At 44.7% G+C, this 26,911-nt stretch carries 24 protein-coding genes and 1 pseudogene; 15 read left to right on the forward strand and 10 right to left on the reverse strand.

Annotation, left to right across the window (positions count from 1 at the left end; translation table 11 throughout):
* Positions 1 to 8 precede the first annotated feature (8 nt).
* Positions 9 to 1,301, forward strand: a complete 1,293-nt coding sequence (locus ACR3I3_RS04790) for a tRNA (N(6)-L-threonylcarbamoyladenosine(37)-C(2))-methylthiotransferase (protein WP_440953424.1) — start codon at positions 9 to 11, stop codon at positions 1,299 to 1,301.
* A gap of 38 nt (positions 1,302 to 1,339) precedes the next feature.
* Here the strand turns inward: ACR3I3_RS04790 and ACR3I3_RS04795 are convergent, their stop codons facing one another.
* Both ACR3I3_RS04795 and ACR3I3_RS04800 read right to left on the reverse strand, forming a co-directional pair.
* A complete protein-coding gene (locus ACR3I3_RS04795) occupies positions 1,340 to 3,103 on the reverse strand; it encodes a chloride channel protein (RefSeq protein WP_440953425.1) in 1,764 nt (587 codons plus the stop codon).
* 114 nt (positions 3,104 to 3,217) lie between these two features.
* Positions 3,218 to 3,781, reverse strand: coding sequence for a flavodoxin family protein (locus ACR3I3_RS04800; RefSeq protein WP_440953426.1), 564 nt, complete (start codon positions 3,779 to 3,781; stop codon positions 3,218 to 3,220).
* A gap of 249 nt (positions 3,782 to 4,030) precedes the next feature.
* Between ACR3I3_RS04800 and acs the strand changes: the two genes are divergently transcribed.
* From acs to ACR3I3_RS04820, 4 genes are all read left to right on the forward strand, one after another.
* Positions 4,031 to 6,121 (forward strand): acetate--CoA ligase alpha subunit, encoded by a 2,091-nt coding sequence (gene acs / locus ACR3I3_RS04805; RefSeq protein WP_440953427.1) that lies wholly within the window; start codon positions 4,031 to 4,033, stop codon positions 6,119 to 6,121.
* 62 nt (positions 6,122 to 6,183) lie between these two features.
* Positions 6,184 to 7,251 carry a phosphotransacetylase family protein gene (locus ACR3I3_RS04810; RefSeq protein WP_440953428.1) on the forward strand — a complete coding sequence of 356 codons (1,068 nt, stop codon included), beginning with the start codon at positions 6,184 to 6,186 and terminating at the stop codon, positions 7,249 to 7,251.
* A 113-nt stretch (positions 7,252 to 7,364) separates the two neighbouring features.
* Positions 7,365 to 8,609, forward strand: a complete 1,245-nt coding sequence (locus ACR3I3_RS04815; RefSeq protein WP_440953747.1) for a phosphoglycerate kinase — start codon at positions 7,365 to 7,367, stop codon at positions 8,607 to 8,609.
* A gap of 21 nt (positions 8,610 to 8,630) precedes the next feature.
* Entirely contained in the window at positions 8,631 to 9,221 is a 591-nt protein-coding gene (locus ACR3I3_RS04820) for a TIGR00296 family protein (RefSeq protein ID WP_440953429.1), read from the forward strand.
* Positions 9,222 to 9,251: 30 nt separating this feature from the next.
* Here the strand turns inward: ACR3I3_RS04820 and ACR3I3_RS04825 are convergent, their stop codons facing one another.
* The 5 genes and pseudogenes from ACR3I3_RS04825 to ACR3I3_RS04845 form a co-directional block, all read right to left on the reverse strand.
* The gene (locus ACR3I3_RS04825) at positions 9,252 to 9,680 is read right to left on the reverse strand and encodes a nucleoside 2-deoxyribosyltransferase (protein ID WP_440953430.1); all 429 of its coding nucleotides are present in this window, start codon (positions 9,678 to 9,680) and stop codon (positions 9,252 to 9,254) included.
* A gap of 147 nt (positions 9,681 to 9,827) precedes the next feature.
* A pseudogene (locus ACR3I3_RS04830) lies at positions 9,828 to 10,916 on the reverse strand (ISL3 family transposase).
* Between the two features lie 60 nt (positions 10,917 to 10,976).
* Entirely contained in the window at positions 10,977 to 11,228 is a 252-nt protein-coding gene (locus ACR3I3_RS04835; RefSeq protein WP_440953431.1) for a hypothetical protein, read from the reverse strand.
* Positions 11,229 to 11,328: 100 nt separating this feature from the next.
* Positions 11,329 to 12,294 carry a lysostaphin resistance A-like protein gene (locus ACR3I3_RS04840; RefSeq protein WP_440953432.1) on the reverse strand — a complete coding sequence of 322 codons (966 nt, stop codon included), beginning with the start codon at positions 12,292 to 12,294 and terminating at the stop codon, positions 11,329 to 11,331.
* A 1-nt stretch (position 12,295) separates the two neighbouring features.
* On the reverse strand, positions 12,296 to 13,180 hold the full coding sequence (locus ACR3I3_RS04845) for a DUF1616 domain-containing protein (protein WP_440953433.1): 885 nt from the start codon (positions 13,178 to 13,180) through the stop codon (positions 12,296 to 12,298).
* A 305-nt stretch (positions 13,181 to 13,485) separates the two neighbouring features.
* Between ACR3I3_RS04845 and argC the strand changes: the two genes are divergently transcribed.
* From argC to ACR3I3_RS04895, 10 genes are all read left to right on the forward strand, one after another.
* Positions 13,486 to 14,499, forward strand: coding sequence for an N-acetyl-gamma-glutamyl-phosphate reductase (argC, locus tag ACR3I3_RS04850; protein ID WP_440953748.1), 1,014 nt, complete (start codon positions 13,486 to 13,488; stop codon positions 14,497 to 14,499).
* Between the two features lie 21 nt (positions 14,500 to 14,520).
* A complete protein-coding gene (locus ACR3I3_RS04855; protein WP_440953434.1) occupies positions 14,521 to 14,985 on the forward strand; it encodes a CBS domain-containing protein in 465 nt (154 codons plus the stop codon).
* A 10-nt stretch (positions 14,986 to 14,995) separates the two neighbouring features.
* A complete protein-coding gene (gene argJ, locus ACR3I3_RS04860; RefSeq protein WP_440953435.1) occupies positions 14,996 to 16,180 on the forward strand; it encodes a bifunctional ornithine acetyltransferase/N-acetylglutamate synthase in 1,185 nt (394 codons plus the stop codon).
* Positions 16,181 to 16,218: 38 nt separating this feature from the next.
* On the forward strand, positions 16,219 to 17,679 hold the full coding sequence (gene pfkC, locus ACR3I3_RS04865; protein ID WP_440953436.1) for an ADP-specific phosphofructokinase: 1,461 nt from the start codon (positions 16,219 to 16,221) through the stop codon (positions 17,677 to 17,679).
* A gap of 8 nt (positions 17,680 to 17,687) precedes the next feature.
* Positions 17,688 to 19,040 carry an ADP-dependent glucokinase/phosphofructokinase gene (locus ACR3I3_RS04870; RefSeq protein ID WP_440953437.1) on the forward strand — a complete coding sequence of 451 codons (1,353 nt, stop codon included), beginning with the start codon at positions 17,688 to 17,690 and terminating at the stop codon, positions 19,038 to 19,040.
* Between the two features lie 94 nt (positions 19,041 to 19,134).
* The gene (locus tag ACR3I3_RS04875; protein WP_440953438.1) at positions 19,135 to 19,866 is read left to right on the forward strand and encodes a sugar phosphate isomerase/epimerase family protein; all 732 of its coding nucleotides are present in this window, start codon (positions 19,135 to 19,137) and stop codon (positions 19,864 to 19,866) included.
* Positions 19,867 to 19,951: 85 nt separating this feature from the next.
* Positions 19,952 to 20,467 carry a helix-turn-helix domain-containing protein gene (locus ACR3I3_RS04880; RefSeq protein ID WP_440953439.1) on the forward strand — a complete coding sequence of 172 codons (516 nt, stop codon included), beginning with the start codon at positions 19,952 to 19,954 and terminating at the stop codon, positions 20,465 to 20,467.
* Between the two features lie 77 nt (positions 20,468 to 20,544).
* Positions 20,545 to 21,684: a radical SAM protein gene (locus tag ACR3I3_RS04885; RefSeq protein WP_440953440.1), complete on the forward strand. Its 1,140-nt coding sequence runs from the start codon at positions 20,545 to 20,547 to the stop codon at positions 21,682 to 21,684.
* Positions 21,675 to 22,514 (forward strand): DUF4130 domain-containing protein, encoded by an 840-nt coding sequence (locus ACR3I3_RS04890; protein ID WP_440953441.1) that lies wholly within the window; start codon positions 21,675 to 21,677, stop codon positions 22,512 to 22,514. The genes ACR3I3_RS04885 and ACR3I3_RS04890 overlap by 10 nt, the downstream gene beginning before the upstream one ends.
* Before the next feature lie 20 nt (positions 22,515 to 22,534).
* A complete protein-coding gene (locus ACR3I3_RS04895; protein WP_440953442.1) occupies positions 22,535 to 24,640 on the forward strand; it encodes a helix-hairpin-helix domain-containing protein in 2,106 nt (701 codons plus the stop codon).
* Between the two features lie 47 nt (positions 24,641 to 24,687).
* On the opposite strand, the gene hisB is transcribed toward ACR3I3_RS04895, so the two are convergent.
* From hisB to hisG, 3 genes are read right to left on the reverse strand one after another with little or no spacing between them, the layout of a single operon-like run.
* A complete protein-coding gene (gene hisB / locus ACR3I3_RS04900) occupies positions 24,688 to 25,263 on the reverse strand; it encodes an imidazoleglycerol-phosphate dehydratase HisB (protein ID WP_440953443.1) in 576 nt (191 codons plus the stop codon).
* Between the two features lie 24 nt (positions 25,264 to 25,287).
* The gene (hisA, locus tag ACR3I3_RS04905) at positions 25,288 to 26,028 is read right to left on the reverse strand and encodes a 1-(5-phosphoribosyl)-5-[(5-phosphoribosylamino)methylideneamino]imidazole-4-carboxamide isomerase (protein WP_440953444.1); all 741 of its coding nucleotides are present in this window, start codon (positions 26,026 to 26,028) and stop codon (positions 25,288 to 25,290) included.
* Positions 26,029 to 26,041: 13 nt separating this feature from the next.
* A complete protein-coding gene (gene hisG, locus ACR3I3_RS04910) occupies positions 26,042 to 26,896 on the reverse strand; it encodes an ATP phosphoribosyltransferase (protein ID WP_440953445.1) in 855 nt (284 codons plus the stop codon).
* Positions 26,897 to 26,911: the final 15 nt, after the last annotated feature.

Here is a 26,911-nt window from a genome sequence, read left to right on the forward strand (position 1 = left end):
ATTGAAAAATGAAAGTACATATCCTGACTTACGGATGCTCGGCAAATCAGGCATCATCCGAGATCATGATCGCAGCGGTCAGTGATCTCGGACATGACCTTGTTGGCGAAAAAGAAGCCGAAGCGGTTGTGATCAACACCTGTACTGTGAAGTATACAACCGAGCAGAAGATCCTCCATAAGATAGAGGATCTTGGCAACAGGGGCGTGGATGTGGTCGTTACAGGTTGCATGCCACAGGTACAGCTGGAAGCTATACTTGAGAAGAATCCTGATGCACATATCCTTGGTGTGAATTCCATTGCGAAGATCGGCAAGGTGCTGAACGTCATAGAGAATTCACGCAACTGTGGCTCACGTGAAAGGGTGGAACTGCTTAGCAGTGAACCGGAAGGGTTCCTTAAGACCGCCCATTCAAGGTTCAATCCAAATATCCATATCTGCCAGATATCTCAGGGTTGCAATTACAGCTGTGCTTATTGCATTGTTACTATCGCAAGAGGAAACTTAAGGTCCTTTGATGCAGATTCGATAGTCGATGATGTTCGCATGGCAGTTTCCGAAGGATGCCGTGAGATCTGGCTGACCTCGCAGGACAATGGCCAGTATGGAACTGACAGGGACGTACTGCTTCCGGAACTTCTGGAACGTATCGTTGCCATACCCGGTGACTTTAAGGTCCGTGTGGGTATGATGAATCCCTTTTCAGTATCCCCCATCCTCGACGAGCTGATCGAGGTATTCAGGTCTGGCAAGATATACAAGATCCTTCACCTGCCAATACAGTCTGCATCGAACGATGTCCTGAAAAAGATGAACCGCTTCCACAACATAGAGGAGGCGAATGCCATCATCGCACGCTTCAGGGAAGTCTTCCCTGAGCTTACCGTGTTCACGGACATAATTGTCGGTTTTCCCGGAGAGACAGATGAGGATTTTAACAGGACAATTGAATGGGTAAAGGAGATAAGGCCCGATAAGGTGAACATATCCCGCTACACCCCGCGTCCTCTCACAAAGGCACTTGAATATCGCAACATAGACAGCCGGATAGTTGTGAACAGGTCTGGTGAACTTCATGAGATCTGTGATGAGATAAAGCTGGCATCGAAACAAAAGATGGTCGGCTGGAAAGGAGAGGTCTTCGTATCCATGGATGCCAAGGTAAAAGGAGTGATGGCACGTACAGCTTCCTACAAGCCGGTGGTCATCCCGGAGGGTTCGGTCCAGCCGGGCAGTTCATGCAATGTTGAGATCTATGATACTACTTCAGGTTATTTCCTTGCAAGGCTGATCGATTAAAATAATTATGTATTTTGCTTTAGTTGAATATTGTCAACTTATCTGTTTTTATCAATTTCTTTATTTTTTGTATCCTTCTCATGGACGCTCTTGACTATTTCCTTGTTGTAGGATTTGACAACATCACTTCTTGTGATGATCCCCAGGAGTTTTGTCTCATCTGTCCTTGAAACAACAGGCAGTCTTCCGATGTCCATCATTGCAAGTCTTTTCAGGACAACGTCAAGCGACTCATCCGGATAAGCTACTACCGGATCAAGGGTTGCGATCTCGCTGATCTTTGTGTCAAGTTCCCCGTAATTCACCTTTTCTCTCATATCCTCCAGGGTCACAATTCCCCGAAGCCTCTTGTTTTCATCAAGAACAGGGAAACCCGCATGGCGGCTTGATTGCATAAGTTCGAGAAGGTCCTTTGCAGTATCGTTCATTGAGAGCGTGTGGACACCGGTGACCATATTTCCGCTTACAAGCATTGATTCCATTACGTTGATCTCTTTTCCTCTGCGAATTGTGAATCCACGGCGTTTGAGAACTTCAGTGAATATGGATTCCTCGTGCAGTCCGTTTGCAATCGAATTACTTACAACACAGGCAAACATCAATGGCAGTATCAGGTTGTAATCCATTGTGAGTTCAAAGAGGATCAACATTGCTGTAAGTGGAGCCCTTGCGGTTCCGGCAAGTGTGGCTGCCATCCCCACCAGGGCATAGGCCCCGGCGACTGCGGTACTTGCAGGAAAGATCTGGTGAACGACAGTTCCATATGCACCACCCAGCATGGCACCTACGAACAGCGAAGGAATTATGGAACCCCCTGCATTTCCTGACCCGATGGTGAAAGAAAAGGCAAGGATCTTAAGGACAAGAAGTATCAGAAGCAACTGAAGCGTGAAGTTGTTGGCCAGGACTTCTGAGATAACATTATATCCAATTCCCCTTACCTGTGGGTAGAAGTATCCTATGAACCCTACAATAAGTCCACCGATGGCCGGTTTAAATGCAGGATGGACGGGAATTGTACGGAACAGGTCATGGACAATATAAAGGGTCCGTATGATCACTACAGATGCAATTCCACAAAGTATTCCCAGCACAAGGTATAGGCCGGATTCCCTGACAGGGTCTACAAGACCGTAATATGAGACGTTTATCGGACGAACTTCGAAGATGAGGTTTGCAACAAGCGTTGCAAAGACCGATGAGATAACAATCGGAATGAATGTCCTTGTTTCAAGTTCTCCCAGTATAACTTCAACAACAAAGACGACCCCTGCAAGGGGTGCGTTGAATGCAGCAGCAATTCCTCCGGAAGCACCGCATCCCAGGAATATCCTGTAACGGTTATCCGGTGCATTCATGGTTTTGGCAAAAATGGTTCCGATACCCGCTCCGGCAAGAATTCCCGGTGCTTCTTTTCCTACTGAACCTCCCGTTGCAATGGAGACAATGGATAGGAACACTTCACGGAATGCTTCTCGTATGCGTATCCTTCCTCCATGCAATGCAGTTCCCTCGATAACCTCGGCTACATTGCAGCGTTTCAGGCTCTTCTGGTAATGAGTCACAAGACCGACGAACAGTCCTCCTACTGCGGGGATCAATATGACATAATACTGACCAGAAGGTTCCAATCCGTTCCAGAACACGCTTTCAGCATATTTGAGGCAGAGGTCATATGCGACGATTGTGAGCCCTGTGAAGATACCTATCAGTACCGCCAGATTGTTCGATATTCCCGGTTCGGAATGAAGTCCTCTGAATATTGCATTCCTTATGTTCCATTTGGAGAAACTTTCGTTCAAGAAGTGCCTCTTAGAAGGTCCAGATGGTTCTTTGAAAGAGCCATTAAGAACAAGTTGAAAAGAACAGGAGTTACCTGTTCTGTTTTACTATCTTCAAATTATATGCGGACCTGTTCAGGCTTCCAGCCTTTCCAGTGTCTCACAAAGGTTCTCTATGGTATCGATGACAGTCTTCATTCCGATCTCGTCGTCGTCCACAGGCTTTTGCGCAATTCCTCCGAAGTGTGCACCATCACCAACAGGCATCATTCCGTGTACCAGCATGCAGTCATGTACTCCCTGAATCGTCTTCTCCTGTCCACCGTTGCGTGAACCGCCGACTGCCATTACTGCACCGAATTTACCCTTGAGCTGGAATCCCTGCCTTCTGAGAAGGACACTCCTGTCGAAAAGTGCCTTGAGCTGTGCTGTCATACCACCGAAATATACCGGGGATGAGAATACGATCCCATCTGCTTCTGCGAGCTTTCCGTAGATCTCCTGCATGTCATCGTTGATAGGACATTTCTCCTCGCGTGCACAGGTACCACATGCGATGCATGGATTTATTTTCTTTTCAGAGAGGAGTATTCTTTCTGTTTCAAAGCCTTTTGTTCCTGCGATCTCAAGAGCGACGTTTATGATCTTCTCATTGTTCCCTTCTTTTGTAGGACTTCCGGATATTCCAAGTATCTTCATATGATCACCGATAAGCATTATTAATGCGGTATTATTAGCTTTTGGGTATCGTTTCCGGGCTGTAACTTATTAAACCTGTTGATTAGCAGTTTTCACGGAAGTCTTTAAAATCTGTGGCTGATCAGTTATGCTTTAAAGCTCTTTGAACTATTTGATTATCCTTTCATGGATCGGCAGTTAAACAACAGTTAACAAAAACTGTTATCTACTTTTATCATCAATATCATGTAGAAAGTCATAGGTATCACAATGCTTGAAAAATTATTTGAACCAGCATCTGTAGCGGTCATCGGTGCTTCCCGTACTAAAGGGAAAGTGGGGCGGGCGGTACTCGATAACCTTATTGAGAGCTACAAGGGCGAGATAATTCCTATAAATCCGAAGGCAGATGAGATCCTTGGTCTGCGATGTTATCCGTCCATACTTGAAGTTCCGGATCCAGCTGAGCTTGCAGTTATCGTTGTTCCTGCAGCTTTTGTTCCGGACGCACTGGAAGAATGCGGTCTTGCAGGTGTAAGTAATGTTGTGGTGATCTCTGCAGGATTTAAAGAGGCAGGTATCGAAGGGGCAAAGCTGGAACGAAGATGTACTGAGATCGTCCGGAAGTACGGTATGCGGATGGTTGGTCCCAATTGTCTTGGTGTCATTGATACCGGTTCAGGCCTGAATGCTTCCTTTGCTGCATCCATGGCAAAGAAAGGCAATATTGCAATGATGTCCCAGTCCGGTGCTATATGTACTTCCACTCTTGACTGGGCGGATGCAAGAGGTGTCGGTTTTTCAAAATTCATAAGTCTCGGGAACAAGGCAGATCTTTCAGAGAACGATTTCCTGCTTGAAATGGCAGACGATGATAATACTTCCGTGATCACAGCTTATCTTGAAGGTGTTAAGGACGGTCCGAAGTTCATGGAGATCGCCCGTGAGGTTTCACTCAAGAAGCCCATTATTGTGGTAAAGTCAGGCAGGACTGCTGTGGGTTCAAGAGCTGTATCCTCTCATACCGGTACACTGGCAGGTTCTGATGAGGCCTATAATGCAGCATTTGCACAGAGTGGCGTGATGCGCGCTGATTCTGTAGAGGAGATGCTTGACTACATGCGTGCATTCTCCAGTCAGCCGGTTCCGGAAGGCAAGAACATTGCCATAGTCACCAATGCAGGTGGTCTGGGCATACTTACAGCTGATGCCTGCCATTATGCAGGTCTCTCATTGTCTTCCTTTGAGGAACCAACGATCGAACGTCTTAGGGAGAAGCTGTCCCCAGCAGCAAGTTTCTATAATCCTGTGGATGTTCTCGGGGACGCACATCCGGATATCTACGGCTATGCCCTTGAGACCATCCTTGATGACCCCAATGTTGATGGTATAATAGTACTTACATCTCCGCAGGCAATGACCGATGTAAAGAACATCGCAGAAGTGGTTGCAGAAAAAGCTGTAACTTCCAGTAAACCTATCCTGTGTAGTTTTGTCGGTGGCACTAGGGTCGAGGGGGGGGAAGCCATACTTGATCGTCACCAGATCCCCAATTATGCATTCCCGGAGAGGGCAGTTTCAAGCATGGCAGCTCTTTGCAACTACGGTGTGATAAGGAAGCGCGCTTATCAGGTACCTGAGAGTTTTTCTGTTGATAGGGAAGTTGTATCTTCCATCCTTAATAAAGCACTTTCTGAGAATAGGCATACTCTCGGGCTTGAATCCTTTGATATCCTCAAAGCATATGGTATTTCCACAGTGGACACATCAAATGTGAAGACCCTTGAGGAGGCTATCGATGCCTGCGATCAGATGGGCTACCCGGTTGTAATGAAGGTGCTTTCTGCTGATATTTCCCACAAGACCGATGTGGGTGGTGTCCGTATAGGTCTTGAGAACAGAGATGATGTTGAAAGGGCATACCACACTATGATGTCTGATGTGAAACGATATATGCCAAATGCCGTTGTATCGGGTGTGCAGATACAGAAGATGATCACAGGGGGGAAAGAGGTCATCATCGGTATGAACAGGGATGTGCAATTTGGCCCTTTGCTGATGTTCGGTCTTGGAGGTACTTATGTGGAGGTTCTCAAGGACGTATCTTTCAGCGTTGCTCCCATCGGGAAGGAAATCTCCCGGAAGATGATCTCCTCTATAAAGACCTATCCATTACTGACAGGTGTGCGTGGCGAGAGTCCTTCTGACCTTGGTTCAATAGTGGAGACACTTTGCAGGGTCTCACAACTTGTCATTGATTTCCCGGAGATCCTTGAGTTCGAGATCAACCCGCTTATGGTGATGCCGGATGGGCAGGGTTGTGTTGCAATGGATATCAGGCTCACCCTTGGGGGCGAATGATAATGCTGACTTTGGAAATTGAAATTTGATATTTGTTATGGTAGGATGAAAAGGTGGTTACTGTGGCTTCTATATTGATAAGTTCCTCTGAAAAATATTCGGGTAAAAGTTCCCTTTGTACGGGACTCGGTATGATCCTTCGGAATAAAGGGTATTCTGTGGGCTACATGAAACCTATTGGCAATATGCTTGTGGATGTCAACGGCGTCCTCTCTGATGAGGATGCGGAACAGATGCGCAGGGTCTTCGATCTGGAGGATGATCCAAAAAATATCACTCCTATATTGCTGACCGATAACCTCGCACATGATGCTCTTGCAGGTGTTGACAAACATTTAGATAAGGCTCTCGTCGATGCCTTCTCTGAGGTTTCAAAGGACAGGGACGTTGTTCTCATCGAAGGGACCGGTGGAATTGGAGGAGGTGCTATGTATGGCCTTTCTGATCCGGAGGTCAGCTCGATACTCGGGACAAAGATGCTTCTGGTAACACGCTATGATTCCGTCTATGCTGTGGATCGAATACTATGTGATATTGAGCTGATACACGATCCTGATATGCTTGCGGGCATTATCCTTAATGAGGTCGATGAGGGTCAGATGTCCTATGTATGTGAGCTTGTCGTACCTTTCCTTGAGGACAAAGGCATCAAGGTAATTGGTGTTCTTCCAAAGGATTCGACGCTTCGGTCAGTTCCTATCTCCGAGATCGTGGAAGATCTCCATGCAGAGGTGCTTGCAGGTTCAGAGCACCTTGAAGATCTTGTGGAACACTACCTTGTGGGTGCGATGGAGGTCAATTCAGCTATCAAGTATTTCAGACGCACTCCTGACTCGATCGTCATAACCGGTGGCGATCGTTCGGATATCCAGATGGCTGCCATTGAAGCACGTGTGAAAGGTCTTGTGCTTACCGGGAATCTCCAGCCAAGTGCTGCAGTACTTGGAAGTGCCGATGAGGCGGGGATACCTGTGATCCTTGTTCGCGGTGATACCATGTCCACAATAGGCAGGATGGAGGGTCTTATTGGACGTGCAAGGTTCAGGAAAGAGCATAAACTTGGTCGCATGGTCGAGCTTATTGAAAACAATCTGGACGTTGATGGCCTGCTATCAATAATGGGTTTGTGATATCCGAACAATTTTCAGATGGATATAGATAAATATATAATTGCATATAGTGTCCTGCATCGCATTCATTCATATTTAAATAAATTATCAAACTAATTCAATTTGTGATAATGGTGATGAATACCTTGACTGCTAAAGATTTTCTCACGATCGATGATTTTGACATTGAGGACAGAACAATTCTGGTGAGGGTGGACCTGAACTCCCCCATGGACCCTGAGGGAGGTATCCTTGACGACATGAGGATCAATAGCCATATTCCCACTCTAAGGGATCTGGAGGATGCAAAAGTTGTCCTTCTTGCCCATCAGAGCCGTCCGGGAAAGAACGATTTTTCTACCATGGAGGAACATGCCCGAATAATGTCCGGCTACCTTGGTCGCAAGGTTACTTACATTGATGACATCTTTGGCACGTATGCAAGGTCAAGCATATCTTCAATGAAAAAAGGTGATGTGCTCCTGCTTGAGAATGTGCGTTTCTACTCAGAAGAAACCCTTAAAAGACCCGTGAAAGAACATCAGGGTACTCACATGGTAAAACAACTTGCTCCTCTTTTTGATATTTTCCTTAATGATGCTTTTGCAGTGTCTCACCGTTCACAACTTTCTATCGTTGGTTTTACAGGCTTGCTCCCCAGTGGTGCAGGACGTTTGATGGAGCGTGAGGTCAAAGCTCTTGAAAAGAGCCTGAAAGGCAATGAATCTCCCTGCATATTCGTACTCGGTGGCGCAAAGGTTGATGATTCCATAAAGGTTGCAGAGAATGTTCTCTCAAGTGGAGGTGCTGACAGGGTGCTTGTCACAGGTGTTGTGGCAAACGTCATGCTTGCGGCCTCAGGAGTTGATATCGGGGAGCCAAATATGAAGTTCATTGAATCCCAGGGCTATCTTGACCAGATCGAAAGGGCAAAGGATGTCCTTACAAGATTTGACGGAAAGATCGGCCTGCCACGTGATGCCGCACTTAACGACAATGGAAAAAGAATCGATGTCAAGATCGAAGAGGTAGCTTCAAAGAACCTTCCGATAAATGATATTGGTCTTGAGACCATCGTTGCATATGCAAGTGAGATCGAGAATGCAAAAACCGTTGTCCTGAACGGCCCAGCAGGCGTTTCGGAGATCGAGGGATTTGAGATCGGTACCACCGAGATCATAAAAGCTGCAGCAAATGCCGGTTATTCCATTGCCGGCGGTGGGCACATTACTGCCGAGGTACGCAATATAGGCTATGAGGACAATTTCTCCCATATAAGCACCGGTGGAGGGGCATGCATAGATTTCCTTGCAGGAGATGCATTGCCTGGCATAGAGGCCTTAAAATTAGCTGCAAAGAGATATCGTGAAACTGAATGAATATGATGCGGGGGGTTGAATATGCTCAGTGGTTCTGAAGGTAAAAAAGCAGTCGGGCTTGCAAGGGACACAATCGAGATGTTCCTTGAAAGCGGAAAGAAGATGCATGCTTCCGGTCTGCCGGAAGTGTTCGATGAATTGCGTGGTGTCTTTGTGACGCTGACAGTAGATGGTGAACTAAGGGGTTGCATAGGTCATCCCTATCCGGATTCACCTTTAACCGAGGCGATCATTGATTCTGCCATTTCGGCTGCGACAAGGGACCCGCGTTTCCCTGCTGTGGACATTTCAGAGATGGATGATATTGTCGTTGAGGTTACGATCCTTACGCAACCTGAACTTATCGATGTGCCTCCTCAAAAGCTACCTGAGGTTATTGAGATCGGAAGACATGGTCTTATTGCTAAGGAGGGGTTCTATCAGGGCCTGCTTCTTCCACAGGTAGCACCTGAAAATGATTTTGATGCCATCGATTTTTTGAACCACACTTGCCTGAAGGCAGGTCTTCCACATGATGCCTGGCTCACAGGTGCACAGATATATTGGTTCGAAGGGCAGATATTCAAAGAGATCGTCCCACGTGGGGATGTTGAAGAAGAAAAGTTCAATTAATGTTGTAAGTGAAGAGGATCTGAGTTCCTCTTAACTGTATTTTTCCATTGTTCTCAGAAGGTCTCTGACACTGGTCACAATCTCGTTAGCAGATTCTTCGATCATAAGATTCACAAGGCCTTCCGGTCCCAGTGTTCTGAAATCAGTTTTGATACCCACTATTGTCTTATCCTTTGCATAGGCGTATCCTATTTCCCAGGCAGTTCCTGAATCCACATCTGTACCACCATCAAGAACAGCCACCAGTATGTCACAGGCATCGATAGCCTCAACGTTCAATTTGAAGATATTGTCAGAGTCCATCTCCTCTCTTGCCGCTTCTGTGTCATTGGAGTCTTCCTGAGGGACAAATACCGAGAATCCAAGGCCTTCCAGTGCATTTTCCAGCTTCTTATTAAATTCCTGTTCAGCTTCTGAGAAAAGTGGTGCTGCAAGATATATTGTCTTAGTAATGCTCATTTTATCTCCTTTGTTTTAATTATGCCTTCTCATAATGTAAGTTAAGCTTCATAAATCGTTCTGGAGATTTAATATCTATTTTATAATCTGGGCAGAATTTTCGATATCTTCTGAACTTCAATACTAATGAACTCACTTTGGATCTCTTTAACATCGTGTGGGTAAACTGAGTTTACCTGCCATCAAGAATATCATTGTGTTCCTACACTTCTCAGTCTTTAAGCCATATGATCTCTTAAAAGCAGTTTTGATTTTGTTGTTCAATCCTTCAACAACACCATTACTGATATTTGTTTAATTGACTCTATTATCCCATGAGACTTTCTTTTTATCATTTTAGCTAATGTGATAATTTCCTTTATGTTGCTATGTGTTCCCCAATAATGCCATTTATCGAGTTACTCCCTTGTTACTTCTACATTTTTGATTTCCCACAAACGTTGAAACCCAAGCTTAAATCTATAAGCTTTTGTTGTTTTAGTATCCAGATCTTTGATCGATTGTATCTTAGCTATTTCTCGATCCGATAGATCTTCAGGATTTTAACCACATAAATCTCGTTTTACCCAGATATTTATTTGTTTGATATTCCTTCCTTCGAACCCTATCAATCGCATCATTCATCGTTTTGACAATATGGAACTTATCGTAAACGATCTTAGCGTTTGGGAAATATTCTCTTGCCCCACTTTTAAAAGCAGGATACATATCTATTGATATATGCCGTATGTTATCAGGATTAACCTGTCTGGAAATAAATTTCCTGAAGTTCTTGATGACACTTCTTTTCTTCCCATTTTCAATATGAATTTCTCTTGATTGATTTAGATCATAGAATAAAGTCACATATCTGTGACCTTTTTAACAGATATTTCGTCTACTCCTATAGTATCAAGTCCAGATTGATCCATCTTTGCTCTTGCTTCTTCAACATAATGAGATAAAATTATCCAGAACGAATTTTCATTAATGTTGACCAATTCAGCAATTGAAGAAACACTCATTTCTTTAGACATAGCAACTATCAATGCTTCAAAAAATAATGTGAATCCAGTGTTTTGTCTTGTCCGGGGAACTTCTTAACATAAAAATTGTAGTAGCTTAGCTGAATTTAGAGAAAAGGATTTCTACAGAGGCAATATCTATTCTCTTTTTATAATGATTATGATTAATGTCTTTTACGTACCAAGTGCTTGAAAGTCCTAATGCAAATTGGATGAGCTCTTTATCCTCCATAGTAGTTGAATTGGAGGATACAAATATTAAATTACACCAATGTTGAGTAGACCTACAATTTTAGATTATTTCGGAAATCTTGAAGATCACAATGCTTGCAAAGACCACAAGAAGTGTGAATATTCCCATGTCAAGAGAGGTTGCTAACGATTTATTCCAGTAGCTAGATGCGGATATGATCTCTTTTGCGGACAAGAGAACTATAAGTACAATAACTGTCAGTACATCATATTCAGGTAATCCGATTTGATTCATCATCACAACTACAGTGGATGATACAAGGCTGGTATCTGAAGTTATACCTGTTAGCATTTTTCTCTCCCTTTCTTGAAATTTGTGGTTATTTAAAGAGTTAATGAAATTTAGTTTTAAATCTTTCTGATTATTAATTGAAACTAAATTTATATTTTTTTTAAATGATTTTTTCAGATCTATTTTTTCTTTTTAATTTAATGTAGCCGATTGAAACTATCGATATTATCGCTAATATTGATCCAAGTATAATCTTGCTACTTTCTCCGAGAATATCTGATGTTTGTAGTTCCGGAGCTAACATTTGAGGCATTATTCCAAAAAGCATTATGTTTGTGCATCCATTTGTCAGGGCCACAAGTATCAGATTTCTTCTTATTAAGTATATAGTTCCAATTATAAGTCCAGCAAACCCGGCAAAGAAGATTTCATATGGTGTACCATATCCGGAATGCATAACTGCAAAAATTATAGCTGCAAGGATTAATCCCTGATATTTGCCTACTATTTCTTCAAGCCATGTTTGTAATATTGGTCTGAATATAAGTTCTTCTATCAACCCTACATAAAGTATCATTACAATAGTTAACTTTATCAAGTTTTGTAGTGACAGGTCAGGTATAAGGTTATTTGGTCTGAGTATAAGGAATTCCCCTGCTGCAATTACAATGCTTGCTATCAGGATAAGTGGAAGATCATAATATCTTATATTTCTGTTAATTCCAAAATCCGATAGTGTAAGATTTTGGCCCTTAACAAGAACATATATTGGAATTGTCAATGGCACATAATTGAATACTAAGGAATAAAGTGTCGTTTCAAAGAAAACTGGCATTGACATGTTGAGTATCCTTAACAGGGACAGTAGAATGAACGCATAGATTATGTGCTGCTGTTTTCTGTCATTGAATATAATCGTAGAAAAAGTCAAAGTTATCAGCAGGGTCAAATGTGTCCATAAAGTGAGTTTTGTCAGGCCGGCAAATAATAACATCTCTCCGATTATTACTATTACGGAAGGGATGGCTACAACAAGAAGGTCTATTTGGAATTTGTTTAATGTCTCCTTTTTATCAAAGAATCCATTTTCAACAACTATATCCTCAACTTCAGTTTCTGTTTCCATTTCAAATCTCCATTACATCTATCCATAAATGGAGTTCCCTGTATGGTTTTGTCATATCGTTATCCTTGTAGAGCAGGAATTCCAGTTTCATATTGTCACCTGCAGACCCTGGTGTGAACGTTACTTCCTTTTCCCATGTTTCGTTGTGTGAGAGGGTAATTTGAGATAATTCCCGATCCATTAGCTGTGAACTATCATCAAGTATCAGATCGATGGAGTATTCACTATCTGCATATTCATGGTTTACAACACCAATGATAACGGTGCCATTTTGACCAAGCCTTAGTTCTGAGGGATAGTCGTCAGCCATTCCTCCGGGTCCAAGGATGTAGAATTCTGTGAACTTTTCGCCCTCTTTTGGTGTAACAACTACGTAGGCAAGAGTTACTATTGAAGCCAGTATTGATATCACCAACAGGATTGTCAGGATCCTGTCAAGCCTGCTGTCAGGTTTCTTTAAGATCTCCTCCTTTATTGAAACATATGCTGAGTAAAAGGGCACACTGAACTCATCACCTTCAGGCAGGAAATTTCTCCTGTAAACCGCTACCACACACATCATTAGGGTAAAGGCTGAAAGCGATATCAGTATGGGGAGAAGTCTAATTCCCCACGGGGTGTAGTTGAGCACAAGACCTATGAGGGGAACAACTGCAATGCTCAGACCAAAACTAAGTGCTAATCTCTCGATCCCGTCAAGGTCATCCCTGGCTGGAAACAGTGCTGCTATCAATGAGTATCCTGGTAAGAACAATACCATTGGAAGCCCAAGGATAGTCCTTATTGGTGTGTTGCTCAAAGCGGGGACCATTATGAATATGCAGGTTAATACTACAAGTGCTATGACAATTTGAATATCAGTGGGAGTTTTGTTCTTCTGGGGCATTTATTCTCAATATGATATGTTTTGCTACACACCAGCAGGTACGTTATTTCTTTTGTTCATGCCTGAACGGTTCTATCTTCATCTATTTTTTGAGACCTGTGCCCAAAAAACAATTAATATGTTTATATCCAAACTTTATAATGATTTCCTCTTTAGGCATATGTTTCTTGTATATTTTAATAAGCTCAAAAGCAGATAAATCATGTGCCGAATAACTGCATGTTCGGTGGTAATTATCAGATCATAATTATACAAAAATAACAACCTTAATTAATCTTGGAACTATACATAAATGCATGACCGATATGATCAACGCAGGAATTGTCGGTGCCTCCGGTTACACCGGCGGCGAACTGATGCGCCTGCTTTTGAACCATCCGAACGTTAACATTGAAGCAGCAACCTCCCGCCGTTTGTCCGGGGAAGCTGTGAGCGATACTCATAGGCACCTGCGTGGTTTTGTCGACATTAAGTTCGAAGACCTGGCTCCCGAAGAGATCAAAGAGCGTTGTGATGTTGTATTTGTGGCGGTTCCTCACGGAACTGCGATGAACATAGTTCCTGAACTTATCGACAACGATGTGAAGGTAATTGACCTGAGTGCTGATTATCGTCTGAAGGCCGATATTTTCGAGCAGGTCTATGGTATGGAACATGCAGACCCAAGGGACGCGGTCTTTGGTCTTGTGGAACTCCACCCTGAGATAAAGGATCAGTCATTCATCGCAAATCCCGGCTGCTATCCCACAGGAGCAACTCTTTCAGCAGCACCGCTTGCTGATGCCGGGATCTTGAAAATGGCGATATTCGATTCCAAATCAGGGATCACAGGTGCAGGTATCAATCCAACACCGGCATCCCACTATCCGAATATGGCAGAGAACGTGCAGGCATACAAACTGACAACCCACAGGCACAGAGCCGAGATCTTCCAGGAACTGAACCGCCTGGACAGCAACCTGACAAATGTGAGTTTTACTCCACACGTTGTTCCATCGATCCGTGGTATACTGACAACAGCTCATCTTTTTGTGAATGATGAACTCTCATCGGAGGATATCAGGGATATTTACACTGAGTTCTATAAGGACAAGCCATTTGTCAGGGTATTGGATGATATTCCCTCTCTTGGTGCGGTAAGGGGTTCAAACTTCTGTGACATCGGATTTGAGGTAGATGCTAATAATGGACGTATCGTTGTAATATCAGCGATAGACAATCTTGTAAAAGGTGCTTCAGGGCAGGCGATCCAGAATATGAATGTCATGTGCGGTCTTGATGAGACCACAGGCATCTGGGCACCGGCAACTTCACCATAAACTAAGAAAGGAGATCGGATCATGAAAGTAAAGGATATAATGAGTAGCAATGTCATTGTTTGTAGTCCTGAAGACCCTATCAGCAGTGTTGCTCAGTTGCTGAAGAAAGAGAACATAAGCGGAGTTCCTGTTGTATCTGAAGGTAAGGTCATGGGTATAGTCTCGGAAGGTGACCTGTTAAAGCTTCTGGAAGTTCCTGAGCATGGCGGCCTCTGGCTTCCAAGTCCGTTCGAGGTCATAGAGATACCAATACGTGAGCTTATCAGCTGGGAAGATACAAAGAGGATGCTTTCTGATGTGGGCTCAAAACCTATCCGTGAGATCATGGAGAAGGATGTTTTCAGTATTGGTCCGGAAAGTTCAGTTGAAGATGCTTCCAGGTTAATGACAAAACATAAGGTCAACAGACTTCCTGTACTCGATGGCAGTGAACTTATAGGTATTATTACACGCGGAGATATTATCCGTGGTCTTGCAGGAATTTAAAGTGGTTTGAATGAAAGCTATAGATGGCGGAATATGTACTGTAAAAGGTGTTCGTTCTTACGGTATCAAACCGGGTAAGATGGGACTTGCGGTCATCGCTGCTGAGGGCAATGCTGCAGGTGTTTTCACAAGGAACAAAGTGATAGCTGCTCCTCTGATCGTGACGCGCGAGGTTCTCAGGAAGAACGGGAAACTTGCAGCGATAATAGCCAACAGTGGAAATGCAAATGCTTTCACTGGTGAGCAGGGTATGGCCGATGCTAGGGAGATGGCAGCTATCCTTGCCAGGAAACTTGGGGTTGACAGTGATCTTATTGGTGTGGCATCCACAGGTGTTATTGGACGTAAACTTGATGTTGGCTGGATAAATGACAACATCGATGAGGTTGTGGATTCGCTTTCCTCATCGCCTCAGGCTAACAGTAAGGCAGCACGTGCTATCATGACGACGGATACATTTCCTAAGATGGCAGCTGTTGAGCTGAGCTGTGGTGTCTGCATTGGAGGTATTGCCAAAGGGTCGGGGATGATCGAGCCTAACATGGGAACAATGCTCGGTTTCATCTATACGGATGCCGAGGTAGATAGTGATGTTCTTGACAGTTGCCTGAAAAAGGCTGTGGACAAGACCTTCAATATGGTAGTGGTGGATGGTGATACCAGTACCAATGATATGGTATTGCTTACTGCTACGGGCGCTTCAGAAGTAAGACCTGATCCCGAGGAGTTCCAGCAGGGCCTTGAGCATGTGCTCACTGACCTTGCAAAGCAGATCGCAAAAGATGGAGAAGGTGCTACAAGGCTGATAGAGGCAGATGTCAGGGGAGCAATTTCTGTGGAAGATGCCAGACTTGTTGCAAAAGCCATTGTGAGATCTCCTCTTGTGAAATCCGCAGTTTTCGGAAAAGATCCCAATTGGGGAAGGGTCGTGGCAGCAGCCGGCTACTCAGGCGCGGATGTGGATCAGAATAAGATCTCTCTTGCATTTTCCAATGGTTCGGATTCTGCAGTTCTGGTTGATAATGGCAAGATCATTTCAGAGGATAGTGAACTGCTGAACAGGCTGGCCTCTATCATGGGTAGCCCGGAGGTGATAATCAGGGTGGACCTTAATCTGGGAGAATCCTTTGCAACAGCATGGGGCTGTGACCTTACATATGATTATGTGAGGATCAATGCAGAATATACAACGTAAACATTAGGTACTGCTTTTCGTATCTGAAAGGTGATCTTATGGAAATTTGGGAGTGGGATTCAATTTATCATAAGTCCTATGAGGACATTCGTTCTTCTATTGGAAATGTCAGGGGGATATTTGTTGCATACAACAGCAATATCGATGCTATCAAACACATAGGATCCGAGGATATTGAGCATCTGTTGATGAATGTGGATATCTCTGAGGTTAGGGAGAAGGTATTCGAGTATCCGCGCCAGATAGATTCTCCATCAGATCTTGTTGCAAGGCTCATCATCGCTATGCGTGACGGGAAGGCCGCCGAAGTGCCGACGAACACTACCGACATTCACGACTGGCTCACGGACCATCTGGTCTTTGATTCTGCAAGAATGGGCGGGCAGGCGGGCATAATCTCCAACCTGCTAGCATCCATGGGAATCGGGAAGGTCATTACCTATGTACCCTGGCTTTCTGAGGAGCAGGCAGAATACTTTGTTGATTCTGATAATCTGTTGTTCCCTGTTGTGGAGGATGAGGTACTTTTGCTCAAAAATCCTAAAGAGGCGTATGATCCTGAGAATAAGCCAAAGGTCAACTGGATCCTGGAATTCTCAAAGGGGATGGAGGTGAAGTTCGCAGGTGAGCACTTTATCATTCCAAGGGATAACCGCCTTATCATTTCTTCCCGGCCAAAGTGGATACGTATTGATATGGCCCCCGAGATCTACGAAAAGATACCCCAGTTGAAAGCGGACATTGACGGTGCCATACTGGCAGGCTACCAGATGATCAAGGAGGAGTATGAGGACGGTTCTACCTACATGGATTATGTTGACAAGGCCGTGAATGTCATCGAAGAACTCAAGGAGGGCAATCCTGACATCCGAATACATGTGGAATTTACCTCAATACAAAACAAGGTGATCAGGACGGCAATACTCAACCATATCGTCCGGAAGCATGTGCATTCCCTGGGACTTGACACCGTTGAGGTTGCCAATGCACTGAACGTCCTTGGTTTTGAGGAACTGGCCTATTCTGTCATCAATAAGGGTGAGAACGCTATCATTTCCCTTTACGAGGGTGCGGTGAAGCTCCTGAGAGATCTTGATCTTGAAAGGGTGCACATCCATTCCCTCGGTTTTTACATCTGTCTTGTATCGAAGGACTGCCCTGTATCCGTTGAGGACCACCGCAATGCCCTGTTGTTCGGATCAACAGTTGCAGCCGCAAAGGCATCCCTGGGTGAGATCCTTTCTTTGGAAAGTACGGAGTCAGGTCTTAAGGTTCCTGTGTCCGAGGAAGGTCACAGGGAACTTGAAAAGCTTGAGAAACACCTTGTAAGAAGTGGAATGTCCAGTATGGAAGATTTTGAGAACGGGTGCATATGCACTCCATGGTATGATGCGATCATTGTCCCGACAAAGGTGGTAAGTGAACCCGTTGCAACCGTAGGTATAGGAGATGCTATCTCAGCAACCTCTTTTGTTGGATTTCTTTCAAAGCTTAAGTGAGGGATTTCATGAAGGTCCTTTGTGGATACAATGTTAACATCGATGCTGTGTATCAGATGACGAAAGAGGAGATATCTGCTCTCATTCTCATGGTGGATAAGGGCGGACTTCGCGAGAAGCTATGTGATGCACCAGGTGAAGTAAGATCTCTTTCTGATCTTGTGGCAGGACTGGTGCTTTATATGCAAAAGGGTACAGGCGGGGAATGGTTCATTTATTCCGATGATGTTTTCAGTTTCCTGAAAGATCGCTATTATGAGAAGAGCGAGATCAGACTTGGAGGTAATATGGGAATAATGGCAAATGTCATGTCCCATATGGGTGCAGATGAGGTTGTCATGAACGCTGTTGGCGATATAGCTGGTATAAGACCGTTGATGTCCGGGGGTAACATTATCTTTGCAGGAGATTCTGTAACCTCCTCTTCATCAGCTTTCAAACCAACGTCCTCCACATCTTCAAAGGAGGTCATCCATTTTGTTTTTGATTTCAGTCGTGGAACAAAGTTCAATGTCCTGGGGACCGAGGTTATCGTGCCCAGGGAGAACCGATTCATTGCCTCCTACGATCCGATCAATACGGAACTTACTATCACCCCTGAATTCGAGGAATATGGCCTTGAGCATGTGACTGAGATGGATGGAGCCATTATTTCCGGTTTCAACCAGTTGCAGAGTTCCTATCCTGATGGCTCCGGATACATTGAGCGTTTTGAAAAGGCCCATTCACAAATTAAGGAATGGAAAGCACTTAATCCTGATATGCCGGTTCATGTTGAGCTGGGTCACTTCATGAGCATGGACATGGGAGTTTCCATCTTCTCCGGGCTTTCCGATACCGTGGACAGCATTGGTATGAATGAGGATGAACTGGTAATGCTAACTGAACTTCATGGCGTTCCTTCTGAGATGATCCGAAAAATGGATGCCTGTGCGATCACGGATGCCTGTGTCAGATGTGTTTCATCAACAGGCCTTAAGAAAATGGTCGTGCATACCCGTGATTTCATTATGAGCGTGTTCAGGGAAGGGTCCTCAACCCCAAACCGTGAGATCCGGAGTATGGATTTCGGTGTGAAATGTGCTGCAGCCTTTGCAGCATCAGGGAAGCTGCCTGAAAGATCACAGCTTGAAGGTTCAGTAAAGGGTCTGGGGAGGAGTAAAGAAGGGACCATTCAGTTGAATAGATTGAAGGATCTTGTTCATGGTGAAGGGTTTGAGGGAGGTTTATGCGGTGAATATAGGGGATTTTCGGTATGCATCCTGCCTACTATAATATGTGATAGTCCGCTATCAACAGTTGGACTTGGTGATACTGTGTCCTCATCAACTTTTTTGAGGTGGCTGGAACTTGGCAGTTGAGATCAATTTGATTGCTTTGGCCATTTGTATCTTATTCTCTTTGAAATTTGTAATGAAATTCATTTATTTTCAATGAGGGGGAAGAACTGGTAATATGATAGGTGTATCATCTTTTGCATTTTATGAACTTCCTCTTACAGAAGCACTGGAAAAAATAGAGCAGATGTCTGATTGTGCTGAAATCTTCTCAGAAGGAATGCATGACCTCTTTCGTGAGGGGAGAGAACTTGCATTTTCCTACGATCTGAAGTATACGGTCCATGCTCCGAGTACTGATCTGAACCTTTCCAGTCTTCGGGAACCCATCAGGCTTGCATCTCTCAGTGTTGTTAAACAGATGGCTGATATCTGCAATGACCTGGATTCCGATATCCTTGTAGTGCATCCCGGATATTTTTCATATCCTGTTGATATGGTGAATGCACAAAAGGCATTTGAAAAATCGGTTGCTGAACTTAGTGAGATCTCTGCGAATACGGGTGTTCGTATCTGTATTGAGAATATGCCAAAATGGGATTGTTTCATTTTCAGGGATCCGGGTATTGATCTTGGGGATAATGGATTTACATTTGATGTGGGTCATGCGAATACATCGGGCAATCTTAATGACTTTCTGGAATCAATGGGCGATTTAATTTCACACTTCCATCTACATGATAATCATGGCGATGTTGATGATCATTTTTTTATTGGGAACGGGAATATTGATTTCGTGTCATTTTCCGATTTTCTTAAGAAATGCAAAGCGATCAAAGTTATCGAAAATAAGTGTGAAGAGGATGTTCTCAGAAGTTTGAATGCTCTGAAAATGATGGGTGTTAAGTGAGATTTCCCGCTTTAGACAATATAATTCATTTGACTGTTAACAGCGTAACAACAGATTTATATATAAGCAAACCCCCTTTACAATTATGAGTCAGATAGATAATAAAGTATTCCATGCCCTTGGGAGCGATACACGTATCAGGATGCTTGAGCTTCTTGATGAAGGGGAACGCCACATATCTGAACTTGCAAGAGAACTGGATATTTCTGTACCGGTGGCTGCAAAACATGTTAAGATACTTGAAGAGGCTGACCTTGTTGAGCGGAAGATCTTCGGAAAGACCCATGTACTGAAGCCTAACAGGGAGAACATCTATCTTGCTATGAACGTTTTTGCACCTACGAAAACAATAGAAGTTGAAAAAGGCACAAGCCTGCTCGATGCTCTTCGTGGTGTTGCGGCTATCAAGGTCCAGAAGAAGGGTGACAGGGAAGTTATTGTTTCAACAGACGGCGATGAAGGGCTTTATGTTTATGAGATAAATGGTGAGTTCTCGGACAAATCCGTTCAGAACTGTATTATTGATGAGGATACAACAATAGAATGGAAGAAACTCGAACCTGTTACAAAGATCAAGCTTGACATACACGTCAAGAAATGATCAACTCTTTTTTTCTTGAGAATACTTTCACTCCGCTTGGCAGTTGATTATATAGATACGCTGCAATCTATCATCTGATGATCGCGGAAAGAAGGAACGAACCACATCTGACATTATCTGAGAGAATGCAATTGCTCTCCTCAGGAACTAAATATGACAGCTGCAACCAGAGTGCAGTATGTCATGCGTTCGGTCCCGATGGAAGATGCATACAGCTGTACAAGACATTGCTATCTAATTCCTGTGCAGGCGAATGTGCATATTGTCCTAACCGGTGTGAACGTGATACCATGAGGGCAACACTTGAACCTGAGGAGATCGCAAAGATCACCTGGTCCTTCTACAGAAGGAATGCTATCGAGGGTTTGTTCCTTTCTTCTGGAATTATGGGTGATGCTGAGCAGACTTCACAGAAACAACTGGAAGTTGTTGAGCTTTTGAGATGTCAGGGATTCAAAGGCTATATCAACATCCGTGTGATGCCAGGCACCCCTAAATATTTACTTGAACAGATAGCCGAACATGCCAATAAGTTCGGTGTCAATGCTGAAACAACCAATTCAGTGAACTACTCTGAGATATGCCCGAATTTCGATTACAAGAACGATGTTCTCCAGAGGTTGAAGTGGACAAAGGACCTCATACATGAAAAAAGGAAAGAATATGGGGGAATGGGCAGGCTTGTGGGAGCTAACGATACCCAGTTCGTAGTAGGGGCTGTGTCCGAATCAGATAAGGAGATCGTGAGGACAGTTGACAGGTTCATGGATAAATATGAGCTTAGGAGGCCCTATTTTATGAGCTTCGACCCTGTCCCTGATACTCCGCTGGAGGATGGAACTCCCTCTCCGAAATGGCGCGAACAGAGGTTGTATCAAATGTCTTTCCTGTTAAAAGATTACGGGCTGAGGGCAGATGATTTTGATGATGTCTATGATGAAGAAGGGTTCCTTGGAAATGCAGACCCGAAAGTGATGCTTGCCCAATCACAACCTGATCGTTTCCCTGTGGACGTTAATTCCGCAGATCTTCCTGAATTGCTTCTGGTTCCCGGTATCGGACCGATAAGCGCGAACAGGATCATGCATTCCCGTCCTATAGCTTCCGAACAGGAACTTGCCCGGATGGGCGTTGTTGTAACCCATGCCCGTCCCTACATATCAATAAATGGTTCCGGACAGTCTAACCTTTCATCTTTCCTGGGGGCATGTTCATGATAATAGCCTTTAAACCAACCGTAGATGGTGTTCTGCTTGCATGCTCCTGCTTAAAGGAATGCCCGGAAGCGGAGCTTACATTCGCAAAGAGCCTGGGGGAGCTTGATCGAAAACTTGGTTTTTCATTTTATGGGGAAGAAGTAAAGCGATTAGGTTTCACTCCCTGTGGTGGAATAGAAGGTCTTTCAAAAGAGATCTTTGGAAAAAGAAGGTCAAGAATGGCACGTTTCGATCCCGCGCCTATACGCTATCTGGACCTCCTTCTGAGGCACCGTGATTGTGATCCGGTCGAACTTGTGCATTTGGTGATCTCATGCAATGGAGACACCGATCAGCTTTATTCCGGCAAGAGTAAATTGGCAAAAAAGTACTACAATTATATGCGTGATGTATCGAGGGCCTATGAAAGACTATGCATGTTCGCACGACCAGAGTTCAAAGGCGGGATACTGACAGTTGAGATAGATTCTCCCCATGACATCGGGGAGCTGTTCTGCAGGTGGCTTTCAAGGAAGAACCCGGATGTTCCTGTTGCTGTGCTGGTGAGAACTATTGCATGGGTTGGAAACGGCGATCTCCTGGGACTTGACCGTTTTGCAAAGCTCACAGCAGCTTTCGTTGAGAGCTTAAGGACTCAATCAGGTACGGATGATGTTGATGAGCTATGGGATATCTATTATGATTCCCAGATGATCGATTCGCGCCGAAATATCGGTCTTGCGAAGAAAATGCAGCCAAAGAGCTCAGCTTCCATGAGCAGGATGGCAAAGAGGGACCGCTACAAGGTAGAAAGAGGTATAGCAAGCTGCAGGCTTGACAGTTTTGCATGATATACGGGCTGTAAGGTGAAATGATGGATGGGCTAAAGGATATCCCGCGTATAGGGGAGAAAATGGCAAAGAGGTTCGAGGAACACTTTGGTAGTGAAGATGCAGCTCTTGAAGCTATTCTGGGTGGGGATATTGCAGGTATCTCCGAAGTGGAAGGGGTTGGGCAGCGGTATGCTATTTCCCTGGTCCATGAAGTTCGGGCACAGTTCGAAGGGGTAACAATGAATGATTTCCTGAAGACAAAAGAGGGTATTGATATCTATGAGCGCCTTCTTGATATTATCAAGCAGTTCAGCCATACAAGCTACGCAAAGGACAAGCTCCATGTCTACATCCCGTATCCTGAAAGCAGGAGGGATAAGATCGAGGCGGTCCGCAGGGCCACAGCAGGATATATGGAAACTGCCTCCATCATGGGTGAGAATAAGGATCTGATATCACTGTTGTCGTGCATAAAGACCCTTGATCGTAAATATACTGTACCAAAGATACGTGACCGTGCGGTACTGACCACAGATAGCAAACAGTACGAGGCTGCAAAGGATGTCTATGGCGACCTGATGGATGTCCAGCTTGTGAAGGGTGCCGGGGAATTTGTTGACACTGCAAGAGGCTATTCTCATGTGGTGGCTGCAGATGAGAAGTGCATGCTGTTCGATCTTCCTGAGGACATTGATCCGGAGTTCATCCACGATATACGGAAGGTCGAGATGTGGAGCATGGTTCCTGAGTTAGAGATCGCATTTTTTGCAAAGAACCTCTCATCCCTTGAAAGCACCATTCTCATGACGCAGATGCTTCGTTCATCAGGTATCAGCTTTCTGGAAGAAATTGAGGGCGAGGATCTTGACGAACTAAAGAGAAGTCTTTCCCTGATCGACAGCAAAGGGGATGTAAGAGCAGGTTCAGATGATGCTATTGATCGACTTGTTCGAATATCCGAACATGTTGATGGTTGTGTATCTGCAGCAATATCGGCTGCAAACTCAGCACTTGACACCTGTCTTGAGCAAAGCAGGCTAACTCTTAGTGGCCAGGATATGCTGAAGGTCATGAATGGCAAGATGGAGATCAAGGACCTTCTTGAAAAGGAGCTATATCATTCCTATAACAATGTTGTGAAGGAAGCAAAGCAGAGGATAGCTGAAGAGCTTTGTCTTGAGAAGGCTGAGCTATTGCTTCTGGAATCATTTTTCCCGGATGAGATCTCCCATCCTCTGGAAGTACGATATGAACAGCTTTATTCTTTTAAGCAGCAGATATCCAACCAGATACAGAGGAAGAAGGTACAGCATAAACGAAATATTGCGAAGGCACTTTCCGGCTATCGCGATATTGTACAAAAGATGGTTCGTGAGGCATTGGATTTTGATGTTGGCTTTTCGATCGGCTGTTTTGCCCGGGAATTCGGGCTTCAGATGCCTGAGTTGATAGAAGGTTCCGGAATTGCCTTTGAGGAGGCCAGTAACCTTTTCATAAAAACAAGACACGGTTCGGTAGTACCTATTGATTATTCGGTTGGCAGGACAAGCCGTGATCCCGATGGGAACAATAGTCGTGTCATATTGTTGAGTGGTGTCAATTCCGGTGGTAAGACATCCATGCTTGAGCTAGTGGCACAATGCGTGATCCTAGCACATATGGGCTTCCCGACACCTGCAAAGTGTCTTGAGATCGGTCTGACGGAAGGTTTCTATTATTTCGGGAAATCAAAGGGAACGCTGGATGCAGGTGCATTCGAAACAACCCTTATTGATTTCTCAGTTGTTGCCAACAATTCGCCGAAGATCGTACTGGCAGATGAACTGGAATCGATCACCGAGCCAGGTGCTTCTGCAAAGATAATAGGTGGTATACTTGAGATGCTTTCAGAGAATAGCAATAGTATGTCCGTCTTCGTGTCCCACCTTGCAGAATTGATCCTTGAGAACGCGGACTGTCCCGTGCGGGTCGATGGAATTGAGGCAAGTGGACTGGATAGTGATCTCAATCTTGTCGTGGAGAGAACTCCGAGGTATAATTACGTGGCAAAAAGCACTCCGGAGCTCATTGTGGAAAGACTTTCCAGAAGGTCCGATGGTATCGAGCAGGAGTTCTACAACAGGTTAAAAGAAAAGTTCCGGTAAGCATCTGTTATTCAGGCTTACCTGGATATGTTATCTTGTGATCGAACTTAGAGCACGCCTTTTGTACTTTTGATCCCCTCGCCTTCGATCTTTACTGCACGGCGAAGTGCATAGGCAAAGGCCTTGAAAAGTGCCTCGATCTTGTGGTGGTCATTAAAGCCTGTAACAGTTGCGTGGAGGTTCATCCTTGCATTCTCTGTCAAAGATTCGAAGAAATGCCTGACCAGCTGTGTGTTCATCTCACCAACACGTGGTGATCCAAACTCAGCGTTCATCACAAGGTAGCTGCGGCCTCCAATGTCAAGGACTACATCTGCCAGGGCTTCATCCATGGGTATGCGTGCTTCACCGAACCTTGCGATGCCGTTCTTATCACCGACGGCCTGTGCAATTGCCTGTCCCAGGACGATGGCCGTATCCTCTATGAGGTGGTGCTCATCGACTATCAGATCGCCGGTCGCATCGATCACCAGATCAAAGCCTCCGTGTCTAGCAAAGGAATTGAGCATGTGGTCAAAGAAACCGATCCCGGTATCGATCTTTGCAGATCCTGTACCATCCAGGTCAAGTTCCATCCGAATGTCTGTTTCTTTCGTTTTTCGTTCGATCTTTGCATTTCTCATAGTGTTCCCCTTGCCGGTATGTACTTAAACTTCATCAGTGATGGTATTTATTGCTTCCGTCAATGTGAACTTTTTCTTGTAGAGGGCACTTCCTACTACAACGCCACTTGCTCCTGTGTTCTTCAGCGTGATGATATCATCCAGTGTTGTGACGCCCCCGGATGCGATGACAGGTATGGTCACAGCTTTGACAAGTTCTTCTGTGGGTCTGGGATCTACTCCGCTCAAAAGACCTTCTGTGTCGATATTGGTGAATAGTATGCTTCCTGCTCCCTTTTCTTCAAAGAGTGATCCCATCTCGACCGCTGTATGATCGGATTCTTTGGTCCATCCTTCAATGGATATCTTACCGTTCTTTGAATCCAGGGCAACATTGATGCGATCGCTTCCGAATTCACTGGAAAGCCTGCTGATAAGTTCGGGGTCCTTCAATGCTGCAGTGCTGAGTATGACCCTGTCAACACCGATCTCAAGGAGTGCTGCAGCATCCTCGAAGGAACGTATTCCTCCTCCTACCTGGATGTAGATGCCTTTAGGCTTGCATTCTTCCACGATGTTCCTGATGATGGGTGCATTTGTACGTGTTCCCTCTATTGCACCATCAAGGTCGATAAGGTGGAGTGTCTTCGCTCCCTGTGATACCCAGTCAAGGGCGACTTCCACAGGATCATCAAGGGATACCATCTCACTTCCCGGAACGCCCTGGACAAGCTGGACGCATTTACCTCCCTTCATGTCAACTGCAGGTATTACTTCAAAGCTCATTCTCATGACCTCTTCAGGGTACCAGTCTCTCAATAGGTACTACGAGTATATCGAATGCACCAGCGGCCTTGAGACGGCTGATGGTGGCAAATATCAGGTCTGCATCGACTACAGCATGCACTGCCACAATATCCTTTTTGGATTCCACTTTCATCACCGTCGGTCCTGCAAGACCGGGAAGTTCCTCTTTTACGTCATCGAGCTTGTCGGAAGGAACATTCATCATAAGATATCTCTTCTGCTTGGCATGAAGGACACTTTCAAGAGCTGTCTTTATGTGCTGGACCTTCTCTTCTGCTTCCATTGTCCTGTGGTTGGCAATGAGGTAGATGGATGATGTGAATACTTTCTCGATCACCTTAAGGTGGTTCATAGCCAGCGTGGTTCCGGAGCTTGAAATATCCACGATCGCATCGGCAATTCCAACGTGTGGGGTCATTTCACATGCACCGCTTACTTTCACGACGTCAATGTTGACTCCAAGTTCCTCAAAATACCTGGCTGTGATAACAGGGAACTCAGTTGCCACCCTCATTCCTTCGAGGTCCTTTGCGGATTTGATGTCAGAATCTTCCGGAACAGCGAGTACAAGGTCTGCACCTCCGTATTTCAGATCAAGCAGCATCTCTACATCAGAGTTTGTCTCTGATATGAGGTCAAGGCCGGTTATACCTACATCTGCGGCACCGTCCTGCACATATTCAGGGATGTCTGCAGCCCTTGCGAAAAGGAATGTGATCTCAGGGTCTGTGGTCTTTGCGAACAGTTTTCTGTTAGAGCCTCCGAGTACCGGGAGGCCTGCTTCTTTGAACAGCTCAACTGTGGGGTCGTGTAATCTTCCTTTGTTAGGTATTGCAATACGTATCATTTGAAGTCCTTCTGA

It is taken from the genome of Methanococcoides mangrovi (assembly GCF_052057775.1).
GTDB lineage: Archaea > Halobacteriota > Methanosarcinia > Methanosarcinales > Methanosarcinaceae > Methanococcoides.

Coding starts and splice junctions, on each gene's coding strand:
- ACR3I3_RS04790 (WP_440953424.1), top strand. CDS start 9: ATGAAAGTACATATCCTGACTTACGGATGCTCGGCAAATCAGGCATCA.
- ACR3I3_RS04800 (WP_440953426.1), bottom strand. CDS start 3,781: ATGAAGATACTTGGAATATCCGGAAGTCCTACAAAAGAAGGGAACAAT.
- acs (WP_440953427.1), top strand. CDS start 4,031: ATGCTTGAAAAATTATTTGAACCAGCATCTGTAGCGGTCATCGGTGCT.
- ACR3I3_RS04820 (WP_440953429.1), top strand. CDS start 8,631: ATGCTCAGTGGTTCTGAAGGTAAAAAAGCAGTCGGGCTTGCAAGGGAC.
- ACR3I3_RS04825 (WP_440953430.1), bottom strand. CDS start 9,680: ATGAGCATTACTAAGACAATATATCTTGCAGCACCACTTTTCTCAGAA.
- ACR3I3_RS04835 (WP_440953431.1), bottom strand. CDS start 11,228: ATGCTAACAGGTATAACTTCAGATACCAGCCTTGTATCATCCACTGTA.
- ACR3I3_RS04840 (WP_440953432.1), bottom strand. CDS start 12,294: ATGGAAACAGAAACTGAAGTTGAGGATATAGTTGTTGAAAATGGATTC.
- ACR3I3_RS04845 (WP_440953433.1), bottom strand. CDS start 13,180: ATGCCCCAGAAGAACAAAACTCCCACTGATATTCAAATTGTCATAGCA.
- argC (WP_440953748.1), top strand. CDS start 13,486: ATGATCAACGCAGGAATTGTCGGTGCCTCCGGTTACACCGGCGGCGAA.
- ACR3I3_RS04855 (WP_440953434.1), top strand. CDS start 14,521: ATGAAAGTAAAGGATATAATGAGTAGCAATGTCATTGTTTGTAGTCCT.
- argJ (WP_440953435.1), top strand. CDS start 14,996: ATGAAAGCTATAGATGGCGGAATATGTACTGTAAAAGGTGTTCGTTCT.
- pfkC (WP_440953436.1), top strand. CDS start 16,219: ATGGAAATTTGGGAGTGGGATTCAATTTATCATAAGTCCTATGAGGAC.
- ACR3I3_RS04870 (WP_440953437.1), top strand. CDS start 17,688: ATGAAGGTCCTTTGTGGATACAATGTTAACATCGATGCTGTGTATCAG.
- ACR3I3_RS04875 (WP_440953438.1), top strand. CDS start 19,135: ATGATAGGTGTATCATCTTTTGCATTTTATGAACTTCCTCTTACAGAA.
- ACR3I3_RS04880 (WP_440953439.1), top strand. CDS start 19,952: ATGAGTCAGATAGATAATAAAGTATTCCATGCCCTTGGGAGCGATACA.
- ACR3I3_RS04885 (WP_440953440.1), top strand. CDS start 20,545: ATGATCGCGGAAAGAAGGAACGAACCACATCTGACATTATCTGAGAGA.
- ACR3I3_RS04890 (WP_440953441.1), top strand. CDS start 21,675: ATGTTCATGATAATAGCCTTTAAACCAACCGTAGATGGTGTTCTGCTT.
- ACR3I3_RS04895 (WP_440953442.1), top strand. CDS start 22,535: ATGATGGATGGGCTAAAGGATATCCCGCGTATAGGGGAGAAAATGGCA.
- hisB (WP_440953443.1), bottom strand. CDS start 25,263: ATGAGAAATGCAAAGATCGAACGAAAAACGAAAGAAACAGACATTCGG.
- hisA (WP_440953444.1), bottom strand. CDS start 26,028: ATGAGCTTTGAAGTAATACCTGCAGTTGACATGAAGGGAGGTAAATGC.
- hisG (WP_440953445.1), bottom strand. CDS start 26,896: ATGATACGTATTGCAATACCTAACAAAGGAAGATTACACGACCCCACA.